Origin of the sequence: Cupriavidus sp. SIMBA_020, from assembly GCF_046535395.1 — a bacterium.
Lineage (GTDB): Bacteria > Pseudomonadota > Gammaproteobacteria > Burkholderiales > Burkholderiaceae > Cupriavidus > Cupriavidus campinensis.
The window spans coordinates 84,442-101,980 of the sequence record NZ_JAWRWU010000003.1; the positions used below are offsets into that span (position 1 = coordinate 84,442).

Below are 17,539 nucleotides of genomic sequence, written 5' to 3' on the forward strand. Positions count from 1 at the left end.
CCTGTCAGGTGGGCAGTCCGAAGCGGGTGTCGAACGTCGATGCCACCTCGAGCCGTTGCTTCAGCAGGCCGGACTTGAGGTAGAAGTCAGCGGTCTGCTGCTGGATGGCGACCAGGCTGGCATCGATCGGCTGCCAGGTCGTGTGGCGCCGCTCGAACTGCAGCCGCGCCGCCTCAGGGGAGATGCCGATGATGCGGGCCAGCGTGGCGGAGAACTCCGCCACGTGTTCATAGGACCAGACCTGGGCGCGCACCACGCGCTGGAGGAAGTCCGCCAGCACCGCGCGCTTGGCGGCCAGCGCCGCGTCGGTGGCGGCCAGGTAGCTGAGCCCCGACCACAGGCCGCGCCCGCTGACAAGCACGCGGGCGTGTCCGCTGGTCTCCGCCATGGCCGTGTACGGTTCCCAGGTCGCCCAGGCATCGACGGAGCCGTTGGTCAGCGCGAGCTTGGTATCGGCCGGCGGCAGGAAGCGGATATTCGTGTCCTCGGGTTTCAGCCCGGCCGACGCCAACGCCTTCAGCGTCACGAAATGGCCAATCGAACCCCGGTTCGTGCCGATGCTCTTGCCCTTGAGGTCGGCCGCGGTCTTCAGCGGCGAATCGGGGCGCACGAGGATGGCGGTGCCGTAAGGGTCGGACCGATTGGCCCCGATAAGCTTGATCCGCGTACCCGCCGCGAGCGCGAAGATTGCCGGCGCATCGCCAATCGGCCCGCAATCCACGGCGCCGGCATTGAGCGCCTCGGCCAGCGGCGCGGCGGCCGGGAACTCGGTCCACTGGATGTCATAGCCAATGCCCTTGAGCGCATCGGCGGATTCGAGCAGCGCGCGCAGGCCGCCCTTTTGATCCCCCGCCTTGAGAACGGGGCGCGACTGCCCCCGCGCGGTGGAAATCAGCGCGGGTGCAGCGGCAAGCGTGGCGCCAAAGCGCAGGAACTGGCGGCGGGAAGCGGTCATCGGAATCCGTTCGAACAAGGCCGGACTGGCCAATAGTCCAAGACCCTACGCCGTGCCCCCGGCGATGCGAACGAATGTTTTCGCGCTTTGTTATGCGGGCGGGCAATCTCGGGACGCCCCCGGATCAGCGCCGCGCCGCCGGCGCATTCTCCGCAAACGCCTTGATGTCCCGCAGCCGATCCATGATCTCCGCGATATTTGGCCATTGCTCCAGTTCGATACCCGCGCGCTCTGCGTTGATCGATTGCGGGAACAGGAAGATGTCGGCAATCGTCGGCGTGTTGCCGGCCACGTAGGGGCCGGTGCGGCGGGCGGCGAGGCGGGCTTCCACGGCGCCCAGGCCTTCCAGGATCCAGTGGCGGTTCCACGCCACGACGCCCGTCGCGCCCATGCCGGGGATCCTGGCCAGGTGGGCGGCCACGCGCGGCGGCACCAGCGCATGGATTTCACTGGCGATGGCCAGGGCGATCGAGCGGGAGAAGGCGCGGCCCGCACCGTCCTTGGGCAGCAGTGGCGGCAGCGGGAAGCGCTCGTCCAGGTACTCGACGATGGCCAGCGATTGGGTCAGCAGTTCGCCGTCGTCGGTCTGCAGCGCCGGCACCAGGCCTTGCGGATTGATGCCGAGGTAGTCCGCCTGCCGGTTCTCGGCGCCGTCGCCCAGGATGCCGACGTTGACGATGTCCACCTGCACACCCTTCATGGCCAGCGCGATGCGCACGCGCGACGTGGCCGACGAAATCTCGTTTGCGTAAAGCTTCATGCGGAATCTCCTTGGGTTGGCCGTCGGCTTACTGCGCCGGTGCCGCAGCGGGCGCCTGTGCCGCGCCGCCAGCCTTGGCTTCCTTCAGCAGCGACTGGATGATCTGCTCGGACTGCTCGTAGTCGCCTTCCCCCACGTGGTAGTGGCGGATGCGCCCGTTCGCGTCGATGAAGTACAGCGCCGGCCAGTAGTTGTTCTGGAAGGCGCGCCAGATCTTGTAGTCGTTGTCCACGGCGATGGGGTACGTGAGCTTGAACCGCTTCAGCGCGTCCCGGACGTTGCCCACGTCCTTTTCGAACGGGAACTCGGGCGTATGCACGCCGATCACGGTCAGCCCCTGGTCCTTGTACTTTTCGGCCCACTTGCGCACATACGGCAGGGTGTTGATGCAGTTGATGCACGAGTAGGTCCAGAAATCGACCAGCACGACCCGGCCGCGCAGCTGTTCGAGGGTCAGCGGGGACGAGTTGAGCCAGGTCGTCGCGCCGTCCAGCGGGGGCGCCGGGGCGTCCGTACGGGCGGCACGGGCGTCGCCCAGCCCCGGAAACTGGCCGCTGGCCAGGCTGATGCCGACGGCGGCAACTGCCGCCAGCGCCATGGCGCCAAAGGTGCGGCGCGAGAAGGAAGAGGGGGTGGTCATGGCAGTGCGCTCCGTTCAGGTGGTGTATGGTCGCTATCAGACACCGTGCGCGTGTACCGGATGTATCGCCCGCCGGCCGCCAGGTAAGGTATTGTCTGCCCGGCTTGGCCAGATACATTGGCATACAAAGGGAAGTGCAACCAATCGCCAGAGCGGGCAAACTCCGCTCATCGCCACCGAAACCTACCGAGAGCGCCGACAGATGGACGCCCACATCGACCATATCCTTGTTGTTGACGACGACCGCGAAATCCGCGAGCTGGTTTCCACCTACCTGACCCGCAACGGCCTGCGCGTGACCATTGCGCCGGACGGCCGCCACATGCGGCAGTTCCTGGAGTCGAACGTCGTCGACCTGATCGTGCTGGACATCATGATGCCCGGCGACGACGGCCTGACGCTGTGCCGCGAACTGCGCGCCGGCAAGCACAAGAGCACCCCGATCCTGATGCTGACCGCCCGTAGCGACGAGACGGACCGGATCATCGGCCTCGAAATGGGCGCCGACGACTACCTCGCCAAGCCATTCGCCGCGCGTGAGCTGATGGCGCGGATCAAGGCGGTGCTGCGGCGCACACGGATGCTGCCGCCCAACCTCCAGGTGTCCGAAGCGGGCCGGCTGCTCACCTTTGGCGACTGGCGGCTCGACACCACGGCACGCCATCTGCTGGACAAGGACGGCACCGTCGTGGCGCTGAGCGGCGCCGAATACCGCCTGCTGCGCGTGTTTGTCGACCATCCGCAGCGCGTGCTGAACCGTGACCAGCTGCTGAACCTGACGCAAGGCCGCGACGCCGAGCTGTTCGACCGCTCGATCGACCTGCTGGTCAGCCGCCTGCGCCAGCGGCTGGGCGACCACGCCCGCGAGCCGATCTACATCAAGACGGTGCGCAGCGAAGGCTATGTGCTGGCGATGCCCGTCGAGATCACCGAGGCACGCGAATGACCATGTCCGCCCTGGTAGCGCCGCCGCGGGTGCGCTGGTGGCCCGGCACCCTGAGCGCGCGGCTGTTCCTGATCCTGCTGGCGGGGCTGGTCATCGCCTATGCGATGTCGTTCACGGTGCTGTTCATGGAACGCTACGTCACCGCGCGCACGGTCATGCTGGGCACGCTGGAGAATGAAGTGGCGACCTCCATTGCCATTCTCGACCGCCTGCCTGCCGCCGAGCGCCCTGACTGGATCCACCGGCTGGACCGGCCGACGTACCGCTACATCCTCGGTCCGGGGCTGCCGGGCGTGCCCGACATGACCATGCGCGCCAAGGACATCGCCACCAAGATCGAGGAGGCGGCCGGCCAGCGCTTTCCGGTCCGGGTCGAGATGATTCCGGGCGACGGCAAGCGCCTGCAGGCGCACCTGACGTTGAGCGACGGCAGCCCGCTGACCATCGACGTCCACCCGGCCATGGCGCCGCTGGCGCGCTGGCTCCCCTATGTGATGGTGGCGCAACTTGCCCTGCTGGTGCTGTGCAGCTGGCTTGCGGTGCGGCAGGCCATCCGGCCGCTGGCGACGCTGGCCGATGCGGCGAACACGCTCGACCCGAACCAGACCACGCCGCGCATGAGCGAGACCGGCCCGAGCGAGGTGGCCCACGCGGCGGTGGCGTTCAACGCCATGCGTGACCGCATCGCCCAGTTCGTGGAGGAGCGCGTGCGCATTCTGGCGGCCATCTCCCATGATCTGCAGACGCCCATCACGCGCATGAAGCTGCGTGCCGAGATGGCGGAGGAGTCCGTGGAGAAGGACAAGCTGATCAGCGACCTGTCCGAGATCGAGCGGCTCGTGCGCGAAGGGCTGGCGTACGCGCGCAGCACGCACGTCGATGGCGAGGCCGACACACGCATCGACATCGGATCGTTCCTGGAAAGCCTGGTCTACGACTATCAGGACACCGGCAAGGCCGTGACCATGGAGGCATGCGTGGGCGGGGCGATCGTCACGCGCCCGCATGCCTTGCGGCGCATCCTGACCAACCTGATCGACAACGCGCTGAAGTTCGGCGGCGCGGCCGAGATCGTCGCCCGGCGCGACGCCGATGGCGCCCTGCGGCTGATGGTGATGGATCGCGGCGCCGGCATCCCGGAGGAACAGCTCGATGCCGTGCTCCAGCCGTTCTATCGCGTGGAGGCTTCGCGGAACCGCGACACCGGCGGCAGCGGGCTGGGGCTGGCCATCGCGCAGCAACTGGCGCAGGCGCTCGGTGGCAAGCTGGCGCTGCGCAACCGCGAAGGCGGCGGACTCTCTGCGGAGGTGATTCTGCCTTGATGATGGCTTGATCACGCGGCGGTTGCATCGTCCCCGTGCTTGCGATCCAATGGGCGTCTTCGCGTGATCGCGCCTCTCACCTTGATGTCATCAATGAATGCTACGACAGAAATCCCGGCGCGGCCGCCGCTGCGCGCGCTGACGGCGCTGGAAGGCCGCGTGCTCGCCGTGCTGCTGGAGAAGCAGTACACCGTGCCGGACACCTATCCGCTTTCGCTCAATGCGCTCGCGGCGGGTTGCAACCAGAAGACCGCGCGGTCCCCTGTGATGAGCGTGTCCGAGGACGAGATCCTGACGGCTATCGACGGCCTGAAGTCGCTGAGTCTGGTGTTCGAGGGCAGCAGCAGCCGGGTGCCGCGCTTCGAGCAGAACATGGCCAAGGTGCTGGGCGTGCCGAGCCAGTCGGCGGCGCTGCTGTCCACGCTGTTGCTGCGCGGCCCGCAGACGGCGGCGGAGCTGCGCCTCAACACGGCGCGCCTGCACGCCTTCGCGGATATCTCGTCCGTCGAGGCGTTTCTCGACGAACTGGCCGAGCGCAATCCGGCCCTCGTCATCCGCCTGCCGCGCGCCCCGGGCGAGCGGGAGAGCCGCTGGATGCATCTGCTCTGCGGGGAGGTCAGCGTGGCGGACCTGGCCGCACCACGTGGGGCCTCGGCGCCGGAAGCCGGCTCGTCGTCGGAATTGGAAGCGCTGCGCATCAGCCATCGTGAGCTGGCCGACAAGGTGGCGCGGCTGCAGTCCCTGGTCGAAGAGATGGCCGCACAGCTCGGCATCGACGTGGAGCCCGGGCGGCTCGCCTAGGCACCCACCCACCCACCCAGCCAGACAGTTTCCACGCTTGATGGCAGTTGCGTTAAACCCGCCGCCCCGCCAACGTGGGGGTGTTGCGGGGAGGAATCAGTCCGCGCGCGCCGGGCGCCGTTTGCGTCTCGGCGTGAGGGGTTCGATGCTATAAAGGGGCGTCGGCCGTCACACGGCCCTGTTTGCCTGCGCCTTCCCGGAATCCTCATGAGCCAGCCCAGTGGCGACATCCAGTCCGCCATGGTGCGATTGCTGTATCGGCAGTCGCACGGGGTCCTGTTCGCCAACTTCGTGATTCCGGTGGCCGTCGTGTTCGTGCTGCGCCACAGCACGTACGCCGGCCCGCTGCTGTGGTGGATGGCGCTGGTCTATGCCGTCACGCTCGCGCGCATCCTGCTTTCGATGGTGTTCTATCGGTATGAGTCCAGCGCCACGCCGCGCGTCTGGGCCAACCGCTTCGCAGCAATGTCATGGGTATCGGCCGCCTTGTGGGGATGGGTCGGCTCGACTGCATTGTTCCCGCCCGGGGCGGAGTGGACGGCCTTCGCCTGCATCGTGCTGGCCGGCATGACGTGCGGTGCCGTGCCGGCGCTGTCTGCCCAGCCGCGCATCTACGTCGGCATGGTCTTGCTGATGGGCGGCCCGTTCATCGTCCACAACGCGATGCAGCCGGAGCCCATCTACAACGTCTACGCGGCGTTCGGCATTGCCATGATCGTGGTGAACAGCTATTTCAGCCGCGTCACCTATCACACCCTGCTGACCGGCGTGAAGCTGCGCTTCGAGAACCTCGCCCTGATCGGCCAGCTCGAGCATGAGCGCGACCGGGCGACCGCTGCCGACATGGCCAAGACGCGCTTCCTGGCCGCCGCCAGCCACGACCTGCGCCAGCCGGTGCATGCGCTGGGGCTGCTTTCCGCCTCGCTGGCGGCGGTGGCGGAGCGTGGCGATGTCCGCGCCGACGCGGCCACGCAAATCAGCCAGCGCCTGAATGGCACGCTCGATCGCATGGGCGGCCTGCTCGACGGGCTGCTGCATGTGTCGCGGCTGGACGCCGGCCTGATGCCGGCCCGGCGCCGGCCGCTGCCCCTCGGCAAGCTGCTCGCCGATCTGCGTGACGAGTACGCCGAGCAGGCCCGCCAGCGCGGCAGCACGCTGCGCGTGCGGGTCACGCAGGCGTGGATCGACAGTGACCCCGAGTTGCTGCGGCGCATCCTGGACAACCTGTTGAGCAACGCGCTGCGCTACGCGCCCCGGTCGCGCATCGTGGTGGGCGCCCGGCGCCGGCCCGGCGCGATCGAGATCCAGGTGCTGGACAGCGGGCCCGGCATCGACCCCTCGCAACAGGCGCTGGTCTTCGAGGAATTCGCCCAGCTGCTCAATGTGCAGAGCGAACACGGGCTGGGCCTCGGCCTCGCCATCGTGCGCCGGCTGGCGGACCTGCTCGGCCACCCCGTGACGCTGCGCTCCACGCCCGGCCGTGGCAGCAATTTCTCGGTGACCGTGCCGCTGGCGCGCGATGCCGAGCCGGAAGCGCCGGCCCTGACCAGCGCCGAAGGCCTCGCTCCGGCGGACCTCCAGGCGCGCTATGGCGTGATGCTGGTCGACGACGATCCGCAGATCCTTGCAGCGCTTGGCGACCTGCTCGCGTTCTGGGGCCACACCGTCTATGCGGGCGCCACGGTTGAAGCAGTTTGCGCGGCGCACCAGCGCGCCCGCATCGCCGGCCCGGCCCCGGTGGACCTGATCCTGGCCGATTTCCGGCTGGCCGCGCAGGTGACCGGGCGGCAGGCCATCGCGTGGTTGCGCGAATACCTCGACACCGAGGTACCGGGGCTGATCGTCACCGGTGACACGGCGCCGGACCGCCTCAAGGCGCTCCACGCCAGCGGCCTCCGGGTGCTGCATAAGCCGATTGCCGCCCCGTTGCTGCGGCAGGCGATCGTCGAGACGGTGCGTGGCGGTGTCACGGCCGAAAGTGCTCATTCCGGGTGAGGTCGATTCACAACCAGTAGTTGCTTTTCATGCAATCCACATCACCATTGTTTGTGGAAGCCTGACTACCTACCATGGGTCTCAACGGTAACCGACGCGCCGCGGCGAACGCAGCGAAGGCCGGAACCGAGCCACCCAAATCCCAGGAGTCAGTCATGTCCGATTCGAAACAATCCCAAAGCAAGGTCTGGTTCATCACCGGTGCATCGCGCGGCTTCGGCACGCTGTTTGTCCGCAACGCGCTGGCGCGCGGCGACCGCGTCATCGCCACGGCGCGCAACCCCCAGGCCATCGTCGATGCCATTGGCGACCAGCCTGGCCTGCTGGCGGTCAAGGTCGATGTAACCAGCGAAGCGGACGCCATCGAGGCCGTGCGCCAGGGCGTGGCCCGCTTCGGCCGGATCGACGTGTTGGTGAACAACGCCGGCTACGGCGTGCTCGGCGCGGTGGAGGAGACCAGCATCGCCGAAGCGAAGGCTAACTTCGACACCAACGTCTTCGGCATGCTCGCCGTCACCCGGGCCGTGCTGCCGCAGATGCGCCGGCAGCGCAGCGGCCATGTCATCAACATCTCGTCGCTGGGCGGCTACTCGGCCTATCACGGCTGGGGCGTCTATGGCGCCTCGAAGTTCGCGGTGGAAGGGCTGACCGAAGCCATGTCCCAGGAACTGGCCCCGCTGGGCATCCACGCCACGGTGGTAGAGCCGGGCTTCTTCCGCACGGACTTCCTGAACGACAACTCGCTGGTCGCCACCAAGACCGAGATTGCCGACTACGCCGAGACCGTGGGCGCGATGCGCGTGTTCGCCGCCGGTGCCAACCATAACCAGCCGGGCAACCCGGAGAAGCTCGCCGAGGCGATGCTGCAGCTGGTGGACAGCGATAACCCGCCGCTGCGCCTGCCGCTCGGCTCCGACGCCATCGCCCGCATCGAACAGAAGCACAAGTTCGTGGAAGCCGAACTGGCCGCCTGGCGCACCCTGGCTGAGTCGACGGACCACGCGGACGTGGTGCGGTAAGGCCGTCGCGGCAAGTCGGGCCGGGGCGCTGCGTCATCAGGCGCGACGCCCCGGAAACGCTTGGCGGGCGCCCACGATTCGAACAATTTCGATAATCTCGCGCCGCGGCTTGATCCGATAGACGAGGATATGCTCCTCGTCCAGCACGATCTGACGCGTGCCGGGCGCGCGACCGACCGCGTACATGGCCGGAAAGGCCATCAGCCGTTCGACCCGCTCGCGAATCAGATCGTCGAATCGTACGGCTGCCGTCGGGTTATGTATCAGGGTTCGTTCGAACAGTGCGCGGCGGTCCTTTCTTGCAGCGGCCCGCCACACGACGATCAAGCCTTGTCTCCCGGTTCTCCCGCCCGGGCCCGGACGGCAGCCTTCAGTGCGTCCATCTCCCGTTCCACCTCTTCGTGGGTTGCGGTGGGGCCTTTGTCCTCAAGCCCCCCCTGCACCTGCCCCTTGAACCACCGGTCATAAGCCGCCGCCTCATGGGCCGCGCGCATGCGCTCGGCGGCGTCCAGGCGTGGACGGGCGACGGGGGTGCCAGGCTGGAACGCCGTGGCGTCGACTTCAAATTCTGCAATCTGCATACGGACGAGAAAGGTGACCAACGTGTCGAGCTTCGGCCAGACGCGGATGTTGCCGCGCCGGACCACCAGGGTGCTCTCGCTCGTCCCGTACCGGACCACGATCCGCCAGCCGCCCGTCTGCGCCACGACGCGTACGCACTGCAGGCTGCCGGATGCGGCCAGTTTTTCCAGCATGGCCTGGTCGATAGTCGCCGTCTGTGCCGTCATCGCATGTCCCCTGAAAGTGATCGATACGGAGGATATGCTACCAAATATCTATTGTTTGGCTGCCAGTTCACAACAGCCTGACGAGATTCGCGAAAGCCGCTCCACACTACCCGGATAACCCGCAAAGACAGTCGAATTGCTGTTGAGATCACATGTTTGGTGCAATCCTTAACGAAAACACATCATTGCGTGGTATCGGCAAGACATGGCAAGATGGCCGCCCGATCGGTGCCGAAACGGCGCCCAAGCGGCCGGAAGCGCACCTTTCCCCTAAAGGTCGGCACCCCCCGGACCGTTAACTCCGCTGCCCCCCTCATTCCTGAAACAGGCACCTGTTTCCCTCCCTTTTCCCCTGAATGCCAGCGCCCCCGGGATTTGATAATCCTCGCTGACGAAGTGCCGCCTGCGCGCTTCGCGTTGGAGCGTCCATGTCCGAGGAAAGCGATCTCGAGAAAACCGAACCCGCCTCACCCCGGCGCCTTGAAAAGGCGCGCGAGGAGGGGCAGGTGGTGCGTTCGCGCGAGCTCGGCACGTTCGTGATGCTGATGACGGGCGTGATCGGCCTGTGGGTCATGGGCGGCACGCTGGGCCGCCGGCTGGACGCCGTCATGCACAAGAGCCTGGCTTTCGAGCCGGCCACGGCGTTCGACACCAACCGCATGCTGTCGCAGTTCGGCATCGCCATCTGGGACAGCCTGCTGGCCTTCATGCCGCTGCTGCTGATGTTCGGCGTGGCCGCGCTGGTGGCGCCGCTGGCGCTGGGCGGCTGGCTCTTCGCGAGCAAGTCGTTCATGCCCGATTTCTCGCGCCTCTCGCCGCTGCAGGGGCTGGGCCGGATGTTCTCCTCGCATTCGCTGGTGGAACTCGGCAAGGCCATCGCCAAGTCGCTGCTGGTGGGCGGCGTGGGCGCCTGGATGGTCTGGCGCAAGCTGCCCGAGGCCGTGGCGCTGATGAACGCGCCCGTGCAGGAGGCGCTGCTGCACCTGATGGAGCTGGTGCTCTACGTGTGCGGCGTGGTGTCCGGCTCGCTGCTGCTGGTGGTGGCGCTGGACGTGCCCTGGCAGCTCTGGACGTTCTACAAGAAGCTCCGCATGACCAAGGAAGAGGTCAAGCAGGAGCTGAAGGAAACCGATGGCGATCCGCACATCAAGGCCCGCATCCGCCAGCAGCAGCGGGCCATGGCGCGTCGCCGCATGATGACCGAGGTGCCCAAGGCCGATGTGGTGGTGACCAACCCCACGCACTTCGCCGTGGCGCTGCGCTATGAGGAAGGCCGCATGGGCGCGCCGCGCGTGGTGGCCAAGGGAACCGAGGAAGTGGCCGCCCGCATTCGCGCACTGGCCGCCGAACATCGCGTGCCGATCCTGTCCGCGCCGCCGCTGGCGCGGGCGCTGCACCGGCACGTGGAGCTGGGCCATGAAATCCCGGCGGGCCTGTATACCGCCGTGGCCGAGGTCCTGGCCTGGGTCTATCAACTGAAACACTGGCACTACTCCAACGGTCCGCAGCCTTCTGGCCCGACGGAGCTGGTGGTGCCGGACGAACTTGCCGTACCGGAAGCCCGCGCATGAACGCACTGACGAATTTCTTCAACACCCCGGGCCTGCGCTCGGGCGCCCAGCTGAAGGCGCTGGCAGGACCGCTGCTGATCGTCATGATCCTCGGCATGATGATCCTGCCGCTGCCCGCGTTCGTGCTGGACCTGCTGTTCACGTTCAACATCGCGCTGTCCATCATGGTGCTGCTGGTGGGCATGTACACCCGCACGGCGCTGGACTTCGCGGCGTTCCCGGCCGTGCTGCTGTTCTCCACGCTGCTGCGCCTGTCGCTGAACGTGGCCTCCACGCGCGTGGTGCTGCTGGAGGGCCATACCGGCCCGGACGCCGCCGGCAAGGTGATCGAGGCCTTCGGCCACTTCCTGGTGGGCGGCAACTTCGCGGTCGGTATCGTGGTGTTCGCCATCCTGGTCGTGATCAACTTCATGGTGATTACGAAGGGTGCCGGCCGTATCGCCGAGGTGGGCGCGCGCTTCATGCTCGATGCCATGCCCGGCAAGCAGATGGCCATCGACGCCGACCTGAACGCCGGCCTGATCAACGAGGAAGGCGCCCGCAAGCGCCGTACCGAGGTGGCGCAGGAGTCCGACTTCTACGGCGCCATGGACGGTGCCTCGAAGTTCGTGCGCGGCGACGCCATCGCCGGCCTGATCATCATGTTCATCAACGTTGCGGCCGGCATGGTCGTGGGCATGGTGCAGCACGACCTGGATTTCGGCACCGCCGTGCACAACTACACGCTGCTGACCATCGGCGACGGCCTGGTCGCGCAGATCCCGGCGCTGGTGATCTCCACCGCCGCCGGTGTGATCGTGTCGCGCGTGTCGAACGAGCAGGATGTCGGCCAGCAGCTGACCGGCCAGCTGTTCTCGAACCCGCGCGTGATGTTCCTGACCGCCGGCATCATCGGTGCGATGGGCATCATCCCCGGCATGCCGCACTTTGCCTTCCTGCTGCTGGCCGGCGCGATGTTCTGGTTCGGCCGCTACATGCTGCGCCGTGACGCCGTGCAGGCCGAGACCAAGGTCCGCGAGGAGCGCAAGCCGGCCGTGGCCGCCGAGGCCGCCGAAGCCACCTGGGAAGACGTCACGATGGTCGACCCGCTGGGCATGGAAGTGGGCTACCGCCTGATCACGCTGGTGGACCGTGGCCAGAACGGCGAGCTGCTGGGCCGCATCAAGAGCATTCGCAAGAAGATCGCGCAGGACATCGGCTTCCTGGTGCCGGTGGTGCATATCCGCGACAACCTCGAACTCAAGCCCAACGCCTACCGCATCACGCTCAAGGGCGTGGAGATCGGCAGCGGCGAGGCCACGCCGGGCCAGTGGATGGCCATCAACCCCGGCCAGGTCAGCGGCACGCTGCCGGGCCCGGTCACGCGCGACCCCGCCTTCGGCCTGCCGGCGGTGTGGATCGACGCCAGCCTCAAGGAACAGGCGCAGGCCTACGGCTACACCGTGGTCGATGCCAGCACCGTGGTGGCTACCCACCTGAACCACCTGATCCAGATGCACGCCTCCGAGCTGCTGGGCCGCCAGGAAGTGCAGTCGCTGCTGGACCGCATCGCCAAGGAATCGCCGAAGCTGACCGAAGACCTCGTGCCGAAGACGATCTCGCTGACCGGCCTGCAGAAGGTGCTGCAGAGCCTGTTGGACGAAGGCGTGCCGATCCGCGACATGCGCACGATCCTCGACGTGGTGGCCGAGCATGCCACCAAGGTCAGCGACCCCACCGAACTCACGGCGCTGGTGCGCGTGGCGCTGGGCCGGGCCATCACGCAGCAGCTGTTCCCGAACAATGCCGACCTGCAGGTCATCAGCCTCGACGCCGGCCTGGAACGCGTGCTGACACAGGCGCTGGCCAACGGCGGCGGCATCGAGCCGGGCCTGGCCGACGCGCTGCTCCAGCAGGCGCAGGGTGCGGTGGGCCGCCAGGAGCAGATGGGGCTCGACCCCGTGCTGCTGGTGCCGTCGCCGCTGCGGCCGCTGATGGCGCGCTTCCTGCGCCGCACGCTGCCGCAACTGAAGGTGCTGTCGCATGCCGAAGTCCCGGACAACCGCAATATCCGCATTACCGCAATGATCGGCGGCGCGGCGTAAGGAACGAACATGAGCGTGGCAAAGTTTGTGGCGGCCAATGGCCGCGAAGCGATGCGCAAGGTGCGCGAGGCCATGGGTCCCGACGCCGTGGTGCTGTCCAACCGGGCCGTCGAGGGCGGCGTGGAGATCGTGGCGATGCGCGATGCGGACCTGGGCGCCGTCAGTGCCACGGCGCAGCCGTACGCGCCTTCGTTGCCATCATCGCCTTCCGCGCCGATGCTGGCGATGAACCCGATGAGCGCGATGAGCCCGATGGGCTCGCTGCCCTCGATGTCGCAGATCGCACCGGCACCGATGGCGCAGATGCCGTCGATGATGGCCGCGGACGCCCCCGAGCCGGCCGCACTCGGCGACCTGCGCGGCGAGCTGGCCTCGATGCGCAGCATGCTGGAGCGCCAGTTCGCCGGCCTGGCTAACACGCCCGCCGGCGTGGCCGCTGGCGACCCGCTGCGCGAGTCGCTGTTCGAATGGCTCGTCAACGCCGGCTTCTCGGGCCAGCTCTCGCGCACGCTGCTCGCCCACCTGCCCGTGGGCACGGACCGTCCGGCCGCGATGGCCTGGATCCGCCAGGAACTGGCTCGCAAGGTGCCGGTGCTGGCCGATGAGGACACGCTGTTCGCGCAGGGCGGCGTGCTCGCGCTGATTGGCCCGACCGGCGTCGGCAAGACCACCACCACCGCCAAGCTGGCGGCGCGCTTCGTGCTGCGCCACGGCCCCGGCAAGCTCGCGCTGCTGACCACCGACCGCTTCCGGATCGGCGCGCACGAGCAGCTGCGCATCTATGGCGACATCCTCGGCGTGCCCGTGCATGCCGTGAAGGACGCCGCCGACCTGCGTTTCGCGCTGTCGGCCATGAAGGACAAGCACCTCGTCATCATCGACACGGTGGGCATGAGCCAGCGCGACCGCAGCCTGTCCGACCAGATCTCGATGCTGGCTGGCGTGCAGGCCCCGATGCAGCGTGTGCTGCTGCTCAACGGCGCCGCGCACGGCGACACCCTCAATGAAGTGGTGCACGCCTACCGTAACGACACCGCTGGCGACGCCGCCGGCATCGACGGCTGCATCATCAGCAAGCTGGACGAAGCCACCCACCTCGGCTCGGTGCTCGATGTGGTGATCCGTCACCGCCTGCCCGTGTTCTACGCCTCCACCGGCCAGCGCGTGCCGGAGCATCTCGAACTGGCCCAGGCCGATGCCCTGGTCGAACGTGCCTTCCTGACGCCGCGCCGTGGCTCGCTGTTCGCCGATGCCGATGTGGCGCGCCGCCAGGCCAGCGCCGCCGAGCCGGCCCAGACCGAGCGCGCCGGCGCCGACGACGTGCTGCGCTCGCTGACCGACAGCGCCAACGCCGTGGGCGTATGCGTGGAGGAACTCAACGGCGCGCAGTACGGCTTCGACGTGGCCCGCTCGCTGTGGCAGCAACGCGGGGCCGGTGCGCCGGCGCTGCGCCAGATGGCCCAGCAGGTGCGCCTGTCGATGTGCCGCGACGCCAGCCGCGCGTGCGACCGCTATGTACTCGCCGTAACCGGCACCGCCTCGCAGACCGTGCCGGGCCGCCGCGCCCCACAACTGCTGCAGCAGACGCTGTGGCTGGCCGACCGTGACGGCACGCCGCTGGCCACCACCGTGGTGCCCGCCGGCCGCACGCGCCAGTCGATGGCCGAGGCTGAGGCGGAAGCCGAAGCCGCCACCGTGCGCGCCACGCTGGCCGCTGCCCGCACCGTGGTCAACCTCAATGCCTCGCTGCCGTCCGCCGCCACGCTGGCGCGCTGGCAGCAACTGGGCGAGCGCTGGGTGGCCGGCACGCGCAAGACCACGCGGGTGATTGCCGACGGCGCTGCCAACAAGCTCGACACCATCGCAGACACGCTCACCTTCCTCGCCATCGGCGACACCAGCTGCCGCGACCGCGATGCCGTGCACTGGCTCGGCCACTGCATGGTGCGCGTACCCGAAGGCCAGGTGCGCGCCGCCGCGCGTGGCCGTGGCCAGGGCGCCGGTGCCGAAGCCGGCACCGAGGCTTGCCTCGTGGTGTCCCGTCTGGTGGATCGCGAAACCGGCGACATGCTGTCCGTGGACTACGTGCTGTGTGACCCGGCGCTGGCCGACGTGGCGGCCCAGGTGGCCCGCTGGGCCCAGTGGACGCACCACGCGGAAGAGCAGTTCCGCACGCTGCGCCACGCGATGGAGCACTTCGCGCAGGGCAACGAGGGCGACGGTGAGGGCGATGGCGACACGCTCGGCACGCTGGTCTCGGTGCAGCTCGGCCTGACCGCGCTGCGCCTGCAACACAACCCCACGCCGACGGCCCCGGCGTTCCTGTCGCGCCTGGCAGGCCGTGCTTCCGCCCGCGTCAACGCGCCGGTGTCCGGCGCCGTGCTCAACGAAGGCATGGGCCGCCTGCTGGCGCTGCTGGATGTGCTCGAGAACTACCCGGGCCGCAACGCGGCCCCGGCGCCGGCTTTCGACGACACGCCCGACGCGGCACGCCAGGCGATGGACGCCATCGGCGCCAGTGCCGCGCGCCAACTGGCCCCGGCAGGAGAGTAAGCCTTGAACCTGATGGGCTCCGACCAGGCGGAAAGCCTGCGCCGCATGCTGGCACCGCGCGTCACCCGGCGTATCGCCGTGGTGGGCTGCGAGGCTGGCGCCGGTACCACCACCGTGGCGCTCGGCCTGGCCAACGCGCTCGCCATGCAGGGCGAACGCGTGCTGCTGGCCGATGAAGATCGCGCCGCCGCGCGCGCTATCCGGCTGGCCGGCGCGGCGCCGAAGGCCACGCTGGCCGATGTGCTGGGCGGACGGATGCCGTTCGACGCAGCGCTCGGCACCCGCGCTGCCAGTGGCGTGGCGGTGCTGCCGGCCGGCAACGTGCCTGCCGGCGCGCAGATCGACGACCGCGCCTTGCCGGGCATCCGCACGGTGCTGGTCGATGCGCAGTCGAGCGAGACCGGCGCGCTGTCGCCCATGGCCGGCGCGGCGCACAACTTCGTGATCGTGATGCGGCCCGAGGCCACGTCGATCACCGCAGCCTATGCCTGCATCAAGCGGCTGCACCATGAGTTCGCATGCCGTCACTTCCAGCTGATCGTCAACATGGCGGACAAGGAAGCGACGGTGATGGCCCTCTCGCGCAACCTGGCCCGCACGGCGAGCCAGTACCTGGGCGTGGAGGCAAGCCTGGCGGGCTACCTGCCGCTGGACCCGCTGGTGGCGCGCGCGCTGCAACTGGGCCGCTGCGTCGTGGAGGCCTATCCGGCCGCCGCAGCCACCGGCGCGCTGCGCCACGTGGCCAGCGGCATCGGGGCATGGCCGCTGCGCCAGGAAGCAGTCTCTCCGGGAATGGCCGCGGCCGTTCCCGCCTGACAACAGAACAAGAAGTCGCAACAACCGGACCGACACTCAGCCAGCCAGTCCGCCCCGCAGGCCACCATGCCAGGCGGGGCGCTGGCACCGAACCAAGTTCTTACCGAGAATTCCACCATGTATACGATTCAGGGAAAGCTCGAACAGGCAGGCGTGGTCAAGTCACATGCGCCGCTGGTGCGACGGATCGCGTTGCAACTGGCGGCCAAGCTGCCTGCCAGTGTCCAGATCGACGACCTGATCCAGGCCGGCATGATCGGCCTGCTCGATGCCGCCAAGCGCTATGAAGACAACCATGGCGCGCGCTTCGAGACCTATGCGAGCCAGCGCATCCGAGGCGCAATGCTGGACGAGGTGCGCGCCAACGACTGGCAGTCGCGCAGCCTGCGCCAGTTCACGCGCAAGATCGAGCGCACCCAGCGCGGTCTCGAACAGAAGCTCGGCCGCACGCCGATCGACTCCGAGGTGGCCAAGGAACTGGACATGCCGCTCGACGAGTACCAGGAGCTGCTCAACGAGGTCTACGGCTGCCAGCTGCTGCACTACGAGGACTTCGAGCGTTCCGGCGAGGAAGACTTCCTGGACCGCCACCTTGGCGTGACCGACGACGCCAACCCGCTGACCGTGCTGATGGAGTCCGGCATGCGCGAGGCGCTGATCCGCGCCATCGACAAGCTGCCCGAGCGGGAGAAGCTGGTGCTGTCGCTGTGCTACGACCAGGAGCTGAACCTGCGCGAGATTGGCGCGGTGCTGGAAGTGACCGAGTCGCGCGTGTGCCAGATCCGCAGCCAGGCGATTACCCGCCTGCGCAACCAGCTGCGGGGCCTGTTGTAATGCGAGCCTGGCTGTCGATGACGGTGGCCGCGCTCTGCGGCTTCTTGCCGGCGATCCTGGCGGCGCAGGGCTTGACGAAGGCGACGCTCGAAATCGGCCCGTCGCGCCATGCCTGGACCGGCTCGGCGGTAGGCCCGATGATTGCGAACCGGGGCCAGCGCGCGCTGTCCGCGCCGATCGTGCCGGGCGGGGTGCTGCCCCAGTCGGCTGGCGTCATCACTGCGGTGCGCTGGCGCTACAGCTTCACACGCGTGCCGCCGCCGGACCTGCAAGCCTACCTTTGCAATGCCGACCGCTGCGTGATGCTGCCGGGCGCCGAGGGCAAGACCAACGCCTTCGTCGGTGACGATGCCAGCAAGGGCTTCGTGTTCGCCTTCCGCGTGCCGGGAAGCGGCGGTCTGGCGCCGTCGCTGCAAGGGCGCAGCAACGAGGTGACGGTCAGCTTCCGCTAACCG

Annotated in this window: 15 protein-coding genes and 1 pseudogene; 11 read left to right on the forward strand and 5 right to left on the reverse strand. The window is 68.2% G+C overall.

Annotated features, from left to right (window positions below; translation table 11 throughout):
• Positions 1-4: 4 nt before the first annotated feature.
• The 3 genes and pseudogenes from SB751_RS07285 to SB751_RS07295 form a co-directional block, all read right to left on the reverse strand.
• Positions 5-955, reverse strand: coding sequence for an ABC transporter substrate-binding protein (locus SB751_RS07285; protein ID WP_211943268.1), 951 nt, complete (start codon positions 953-955; stop codon positions 5-7).
• 124 nt (positions 956-1,079) lie between these two features.
• On the reverse strand, positions 1,080-1,715 hold the full coding sequence (gene maiA, locus SB751_RS07290; RefSeq protein WP_144199870.1) for a maleylacetoacetate isomerase: 636 nt from the start codon (positions 1,713-1,715) through the stop codon (positions 1,080-1,082).
• Between the two features lie 76 nt (positions 1,716-1,791).
• A pseudogene (locus tag SB751_RS07295) lies at positions 1,792-2,319 on the reverse strand (thioredoxin family protein); the annotation flags it as partial.
• Positions 2,320-2,557: 238 nt separating this feature from the next.
• Here SB751_RS07295 and SB751_RS07300 point away from each other — a divergent pair.
• The 5 genes from SB751_RS07300 (at position 2,558) to SB751_RS07320 (ending at position 8,438) form a co-directional block, all read left to right on the forward strand.
• Positions 2,558-3,301, forward strand: a complete 744-nt coding sequence (locus SB751_RS07300; protein WP_144199872.1) for a response regulator — start codon at positions 2,558-2,560, stop codon at positions 3,299-3,301.
• Between the two features lie 2 nt (positions 3,302-3,303).
• Positions 3,304-4,623, forward strand: coding sequence for an ATP-binding protein (locus tag SB751_RS07305; RefSeq protein ID WP_144199875.1), 1,320 nt, complete (start codon positions 3,304-3,306; stop codon positions 4,621-4,623).
• Positions 4,624-4,716: 93 nt separating this feature from the next.
• Positions 4,717-5,424, forward strand: coding sequence for a YceH family protein (locus tag SB751_RS07310; protein WP_144199878.1), 708 nt, complete (start codon positions 4,717-4,719; stop codon positions 5,422-5,424).
• Positions 5,425-5,631: 207 nt separating this feature from the next.
• The gene (locus SB751_RS07315; RefSeq protein WP_410747898.1) at positions 5,632-7,419 is read left to right on the forward strand and encodes an ATP-binding protein; all 1,788 of its coding nucleotides are present in this window, start codon (positions 5,632-5,634) and stop codon (positions 7,417-7,419) included.
• Between the two features lie 155 nt (positions 7,420-7,574).
• A complete protein-coding gene (locus SB751_RS07320; RefSeq protein WP_211943265.1) occupies positions 7,575-8,438 on the forward strand; it encodes an oxidoreductase in 864 nt (287 codons plus the stop codon).
• A 36-nt stretch (positions 8,439-8,474) separates the two neighbouring features.
• On the opposite strand, the gene SB751_RS07325 is transcribed toward SB751_RS07320, so the two are convergent.
• The gene (locus SB751_RS07325; RefSeq protein WP_244844735.1) at positions 8,475-8,756 is read right to left on the reverse strand and encodes a type II toxin-antitoxin system RelE/ParE family toxin; all 282 of its coding nucleotides are present in this window, start codon (positions 8,754-8,756) and stop codon (positions 8,475-8,477) included.
• A gap of 5 nt (positions 8,757-8,761) precedes the next feature.
• The gene (locus SB751_RS07330; protein ID WP_144199884.1) at positions 8,762-9,226 is read right to left on the reverse strand and encodes a hypothetical protein; all 465 of its coding nucleotides are present in this window, start codon (positions 9,224-9,226) and stop codon (positions 8,762-8,764) included.
• 428 nt (positions 9,227-9,654) lie between these two features.
• Between SB751_RS07330 and flhB the strand changes: the two genes are divergently transcribed.
• The 6 genes from flhB to SB751_RS07360 all read left to right on the forward strand — a co-directional run bounded on the left by flhB (position 9,655) and on the right by SB751_RS07360 (position 17,536).
• Positions 9,655-10,797, forward strand: coding sequence for a flagellar biosynthesis protein FlhB (flhB, locus tag SB751_RS07335; RefSeq protein WP_144199886.1), 1,143 nt, complete (start codon positions 9,655-9,657; stop codon positions 10,795-10,797).
• The gene (gene flhA, locus SB751_RS07340) at positions 10,794-12,881 is read left to right on the forward strand and encodes a flagellar biosynthesis protein FlhA (protein WP_144199888.1); all 2,088 of its coding nucleotides are present in this window, start codon (positions 10,794-10,796) and stop codon (positions 12,879-12,881) included. The genes flhB and flhA overlap by 4 nt, the downstream gene beginning before the upstream one ends.
• Positions 12,882-12,890: 9 nt before the next feature.
• On the forward strand, positions 12,891-15,434 hold the full coding sequence (flhF, locus tag SB751_RS07345; RefSeq protein ID WP_250025739.1) for a flagellar biosynthesis protein FlhF: 2,544 nt from the start codon (positions 12,891-12,893) through the stop codon (positions 15,432-15,434).
• 12 nt (positions 15,435-15,446) lie between these two features.
• Positions 15,447-16,250, forward strand: a complete 804-nt coding sequence (locus SB751_RS07350; RefSeq protein ID WP_144200069.1) for a MinD/ParA family protein — start codon at positions 15,447-15,449, stop codon at positions 16,248-16,250.
• Between the two features lie 117 nt (positions 16,251-16,367).
• A complete protein-coding gene (locus tag SB751_RS07355) occupies positions 16,368-17,084 on the forward strand; it encodes an RNA polymerase sigma factor FliA (protein WP_144199892.1) in 717 nt (238 codons plus the stop codon).
• Positions 17,084-17,536 (forward strand): flagellar protein FlhE, encoded by a 453-nt coding sequence (locus SB751_RS07360; RefSeq protein ID WP_244844730.1) that lies wholly within the window; start codon positions 17,084-17,086, stop codon positions 17,534-17,536. Before SB751_RS07355 ends, SB751_RS07360 begins: the two co-directional genes overlap by 1 nt.
• Positions 17,537-17,539: the final 3 nt, after the last annotated feature.

Coding starts and splice junctions, on each gene's coding strand:
- maiA (WP_144199870.1), bottom strand. CDS start 1,715: ATGAAGCTTTACGCAAACGAGATTTCGTCGGCCACGTCGCGCGTGCGC.
- SB751_RS07350 (WP_144200069.1), top strand. CDS start 15,447: ATGGGCTCCGACCAGGCGGAAAGCCTGCGCCGCATGCTGGCACCGCGC.
- SB751_RS07320 (WP_211943265.1), top strand. CDS start 7,575: ATGTCCGATTCGAAACAATCCCAAAGCAAGGTCTGGTTCATCACCGGT.
- flhA (WP_144199888.1), top strand. CDS start 10,794: ATGAACGCACTGACGAATTTCTTCAACACCCCGGGCCTGCGCTCGGGC.
- flhB (WP_144199886.1), top strand. CDS start 9,655: ATGTCCGAGGAAAGCGATCTCGAGAAAACCGAACCCGCCTCACCCCGG.
- SB751_RS07355 (WP_144199892.1), top strand. CDS start 16,368: ATGTATACGATTCAGGGAAAGCTCGAACAGGCAGGCGTGGTCAAGTCA.
- SB751_RS07360 (WP_244844730.1), top strand. CDS start 17,084: ATGCGAGCCTGGCTGTCGATGACGGTGGCCGCGCTCTGCGGCTTCTTG.
- SB751_RS07315 (WP_410747898.1), top strand. CDS start 5,632: ATGAGCCAGCCCAGTGGCGACATCCAGTCCGCCATGGTGCGATTGCTG.
- SB751_RS07305 (WP_144199875.1), top strand. CDS start 3,304: ATGTCCGCCCTGGTAGCGCCGCCGCGGGTGCGCTGGTGGCCCGGCACC.
- SB751_RS07310 (WP_144199878.1), top strand. CDS start 4,717: ATGAATGCTACGACAGAAATCCCGGCGCGGCCGCCGCTGCGCGCGCTG.
- SB751_RS07330 (WP_144199884.1), bottom strand. CDS start 9,226: ATGACGGCACAGACGGCGACTATCGACCAGGCCATGCTGGAAAAACTG.
- flhF (WP_250025739.1), top strand. CDS start 12,891: ATGAGCGTGGCAAAGTTTGTGGCGGCCAATGGCCGCGAAGCGATGCGC.
- SB751_RS07300 (WP_144199872.1), top strand. CDS start 2,558: ATGGACGCCCACATCGACCATATCCTTGTTGTTGACGACGACCGCGAA.
- SB751_RS07285 (WP_211943268.1), bottom strand. CDS start 955: ATGACCGCTTCCCGCCGCCAGTTCCTGCGCTTTGGCGCCACGCTTGCC.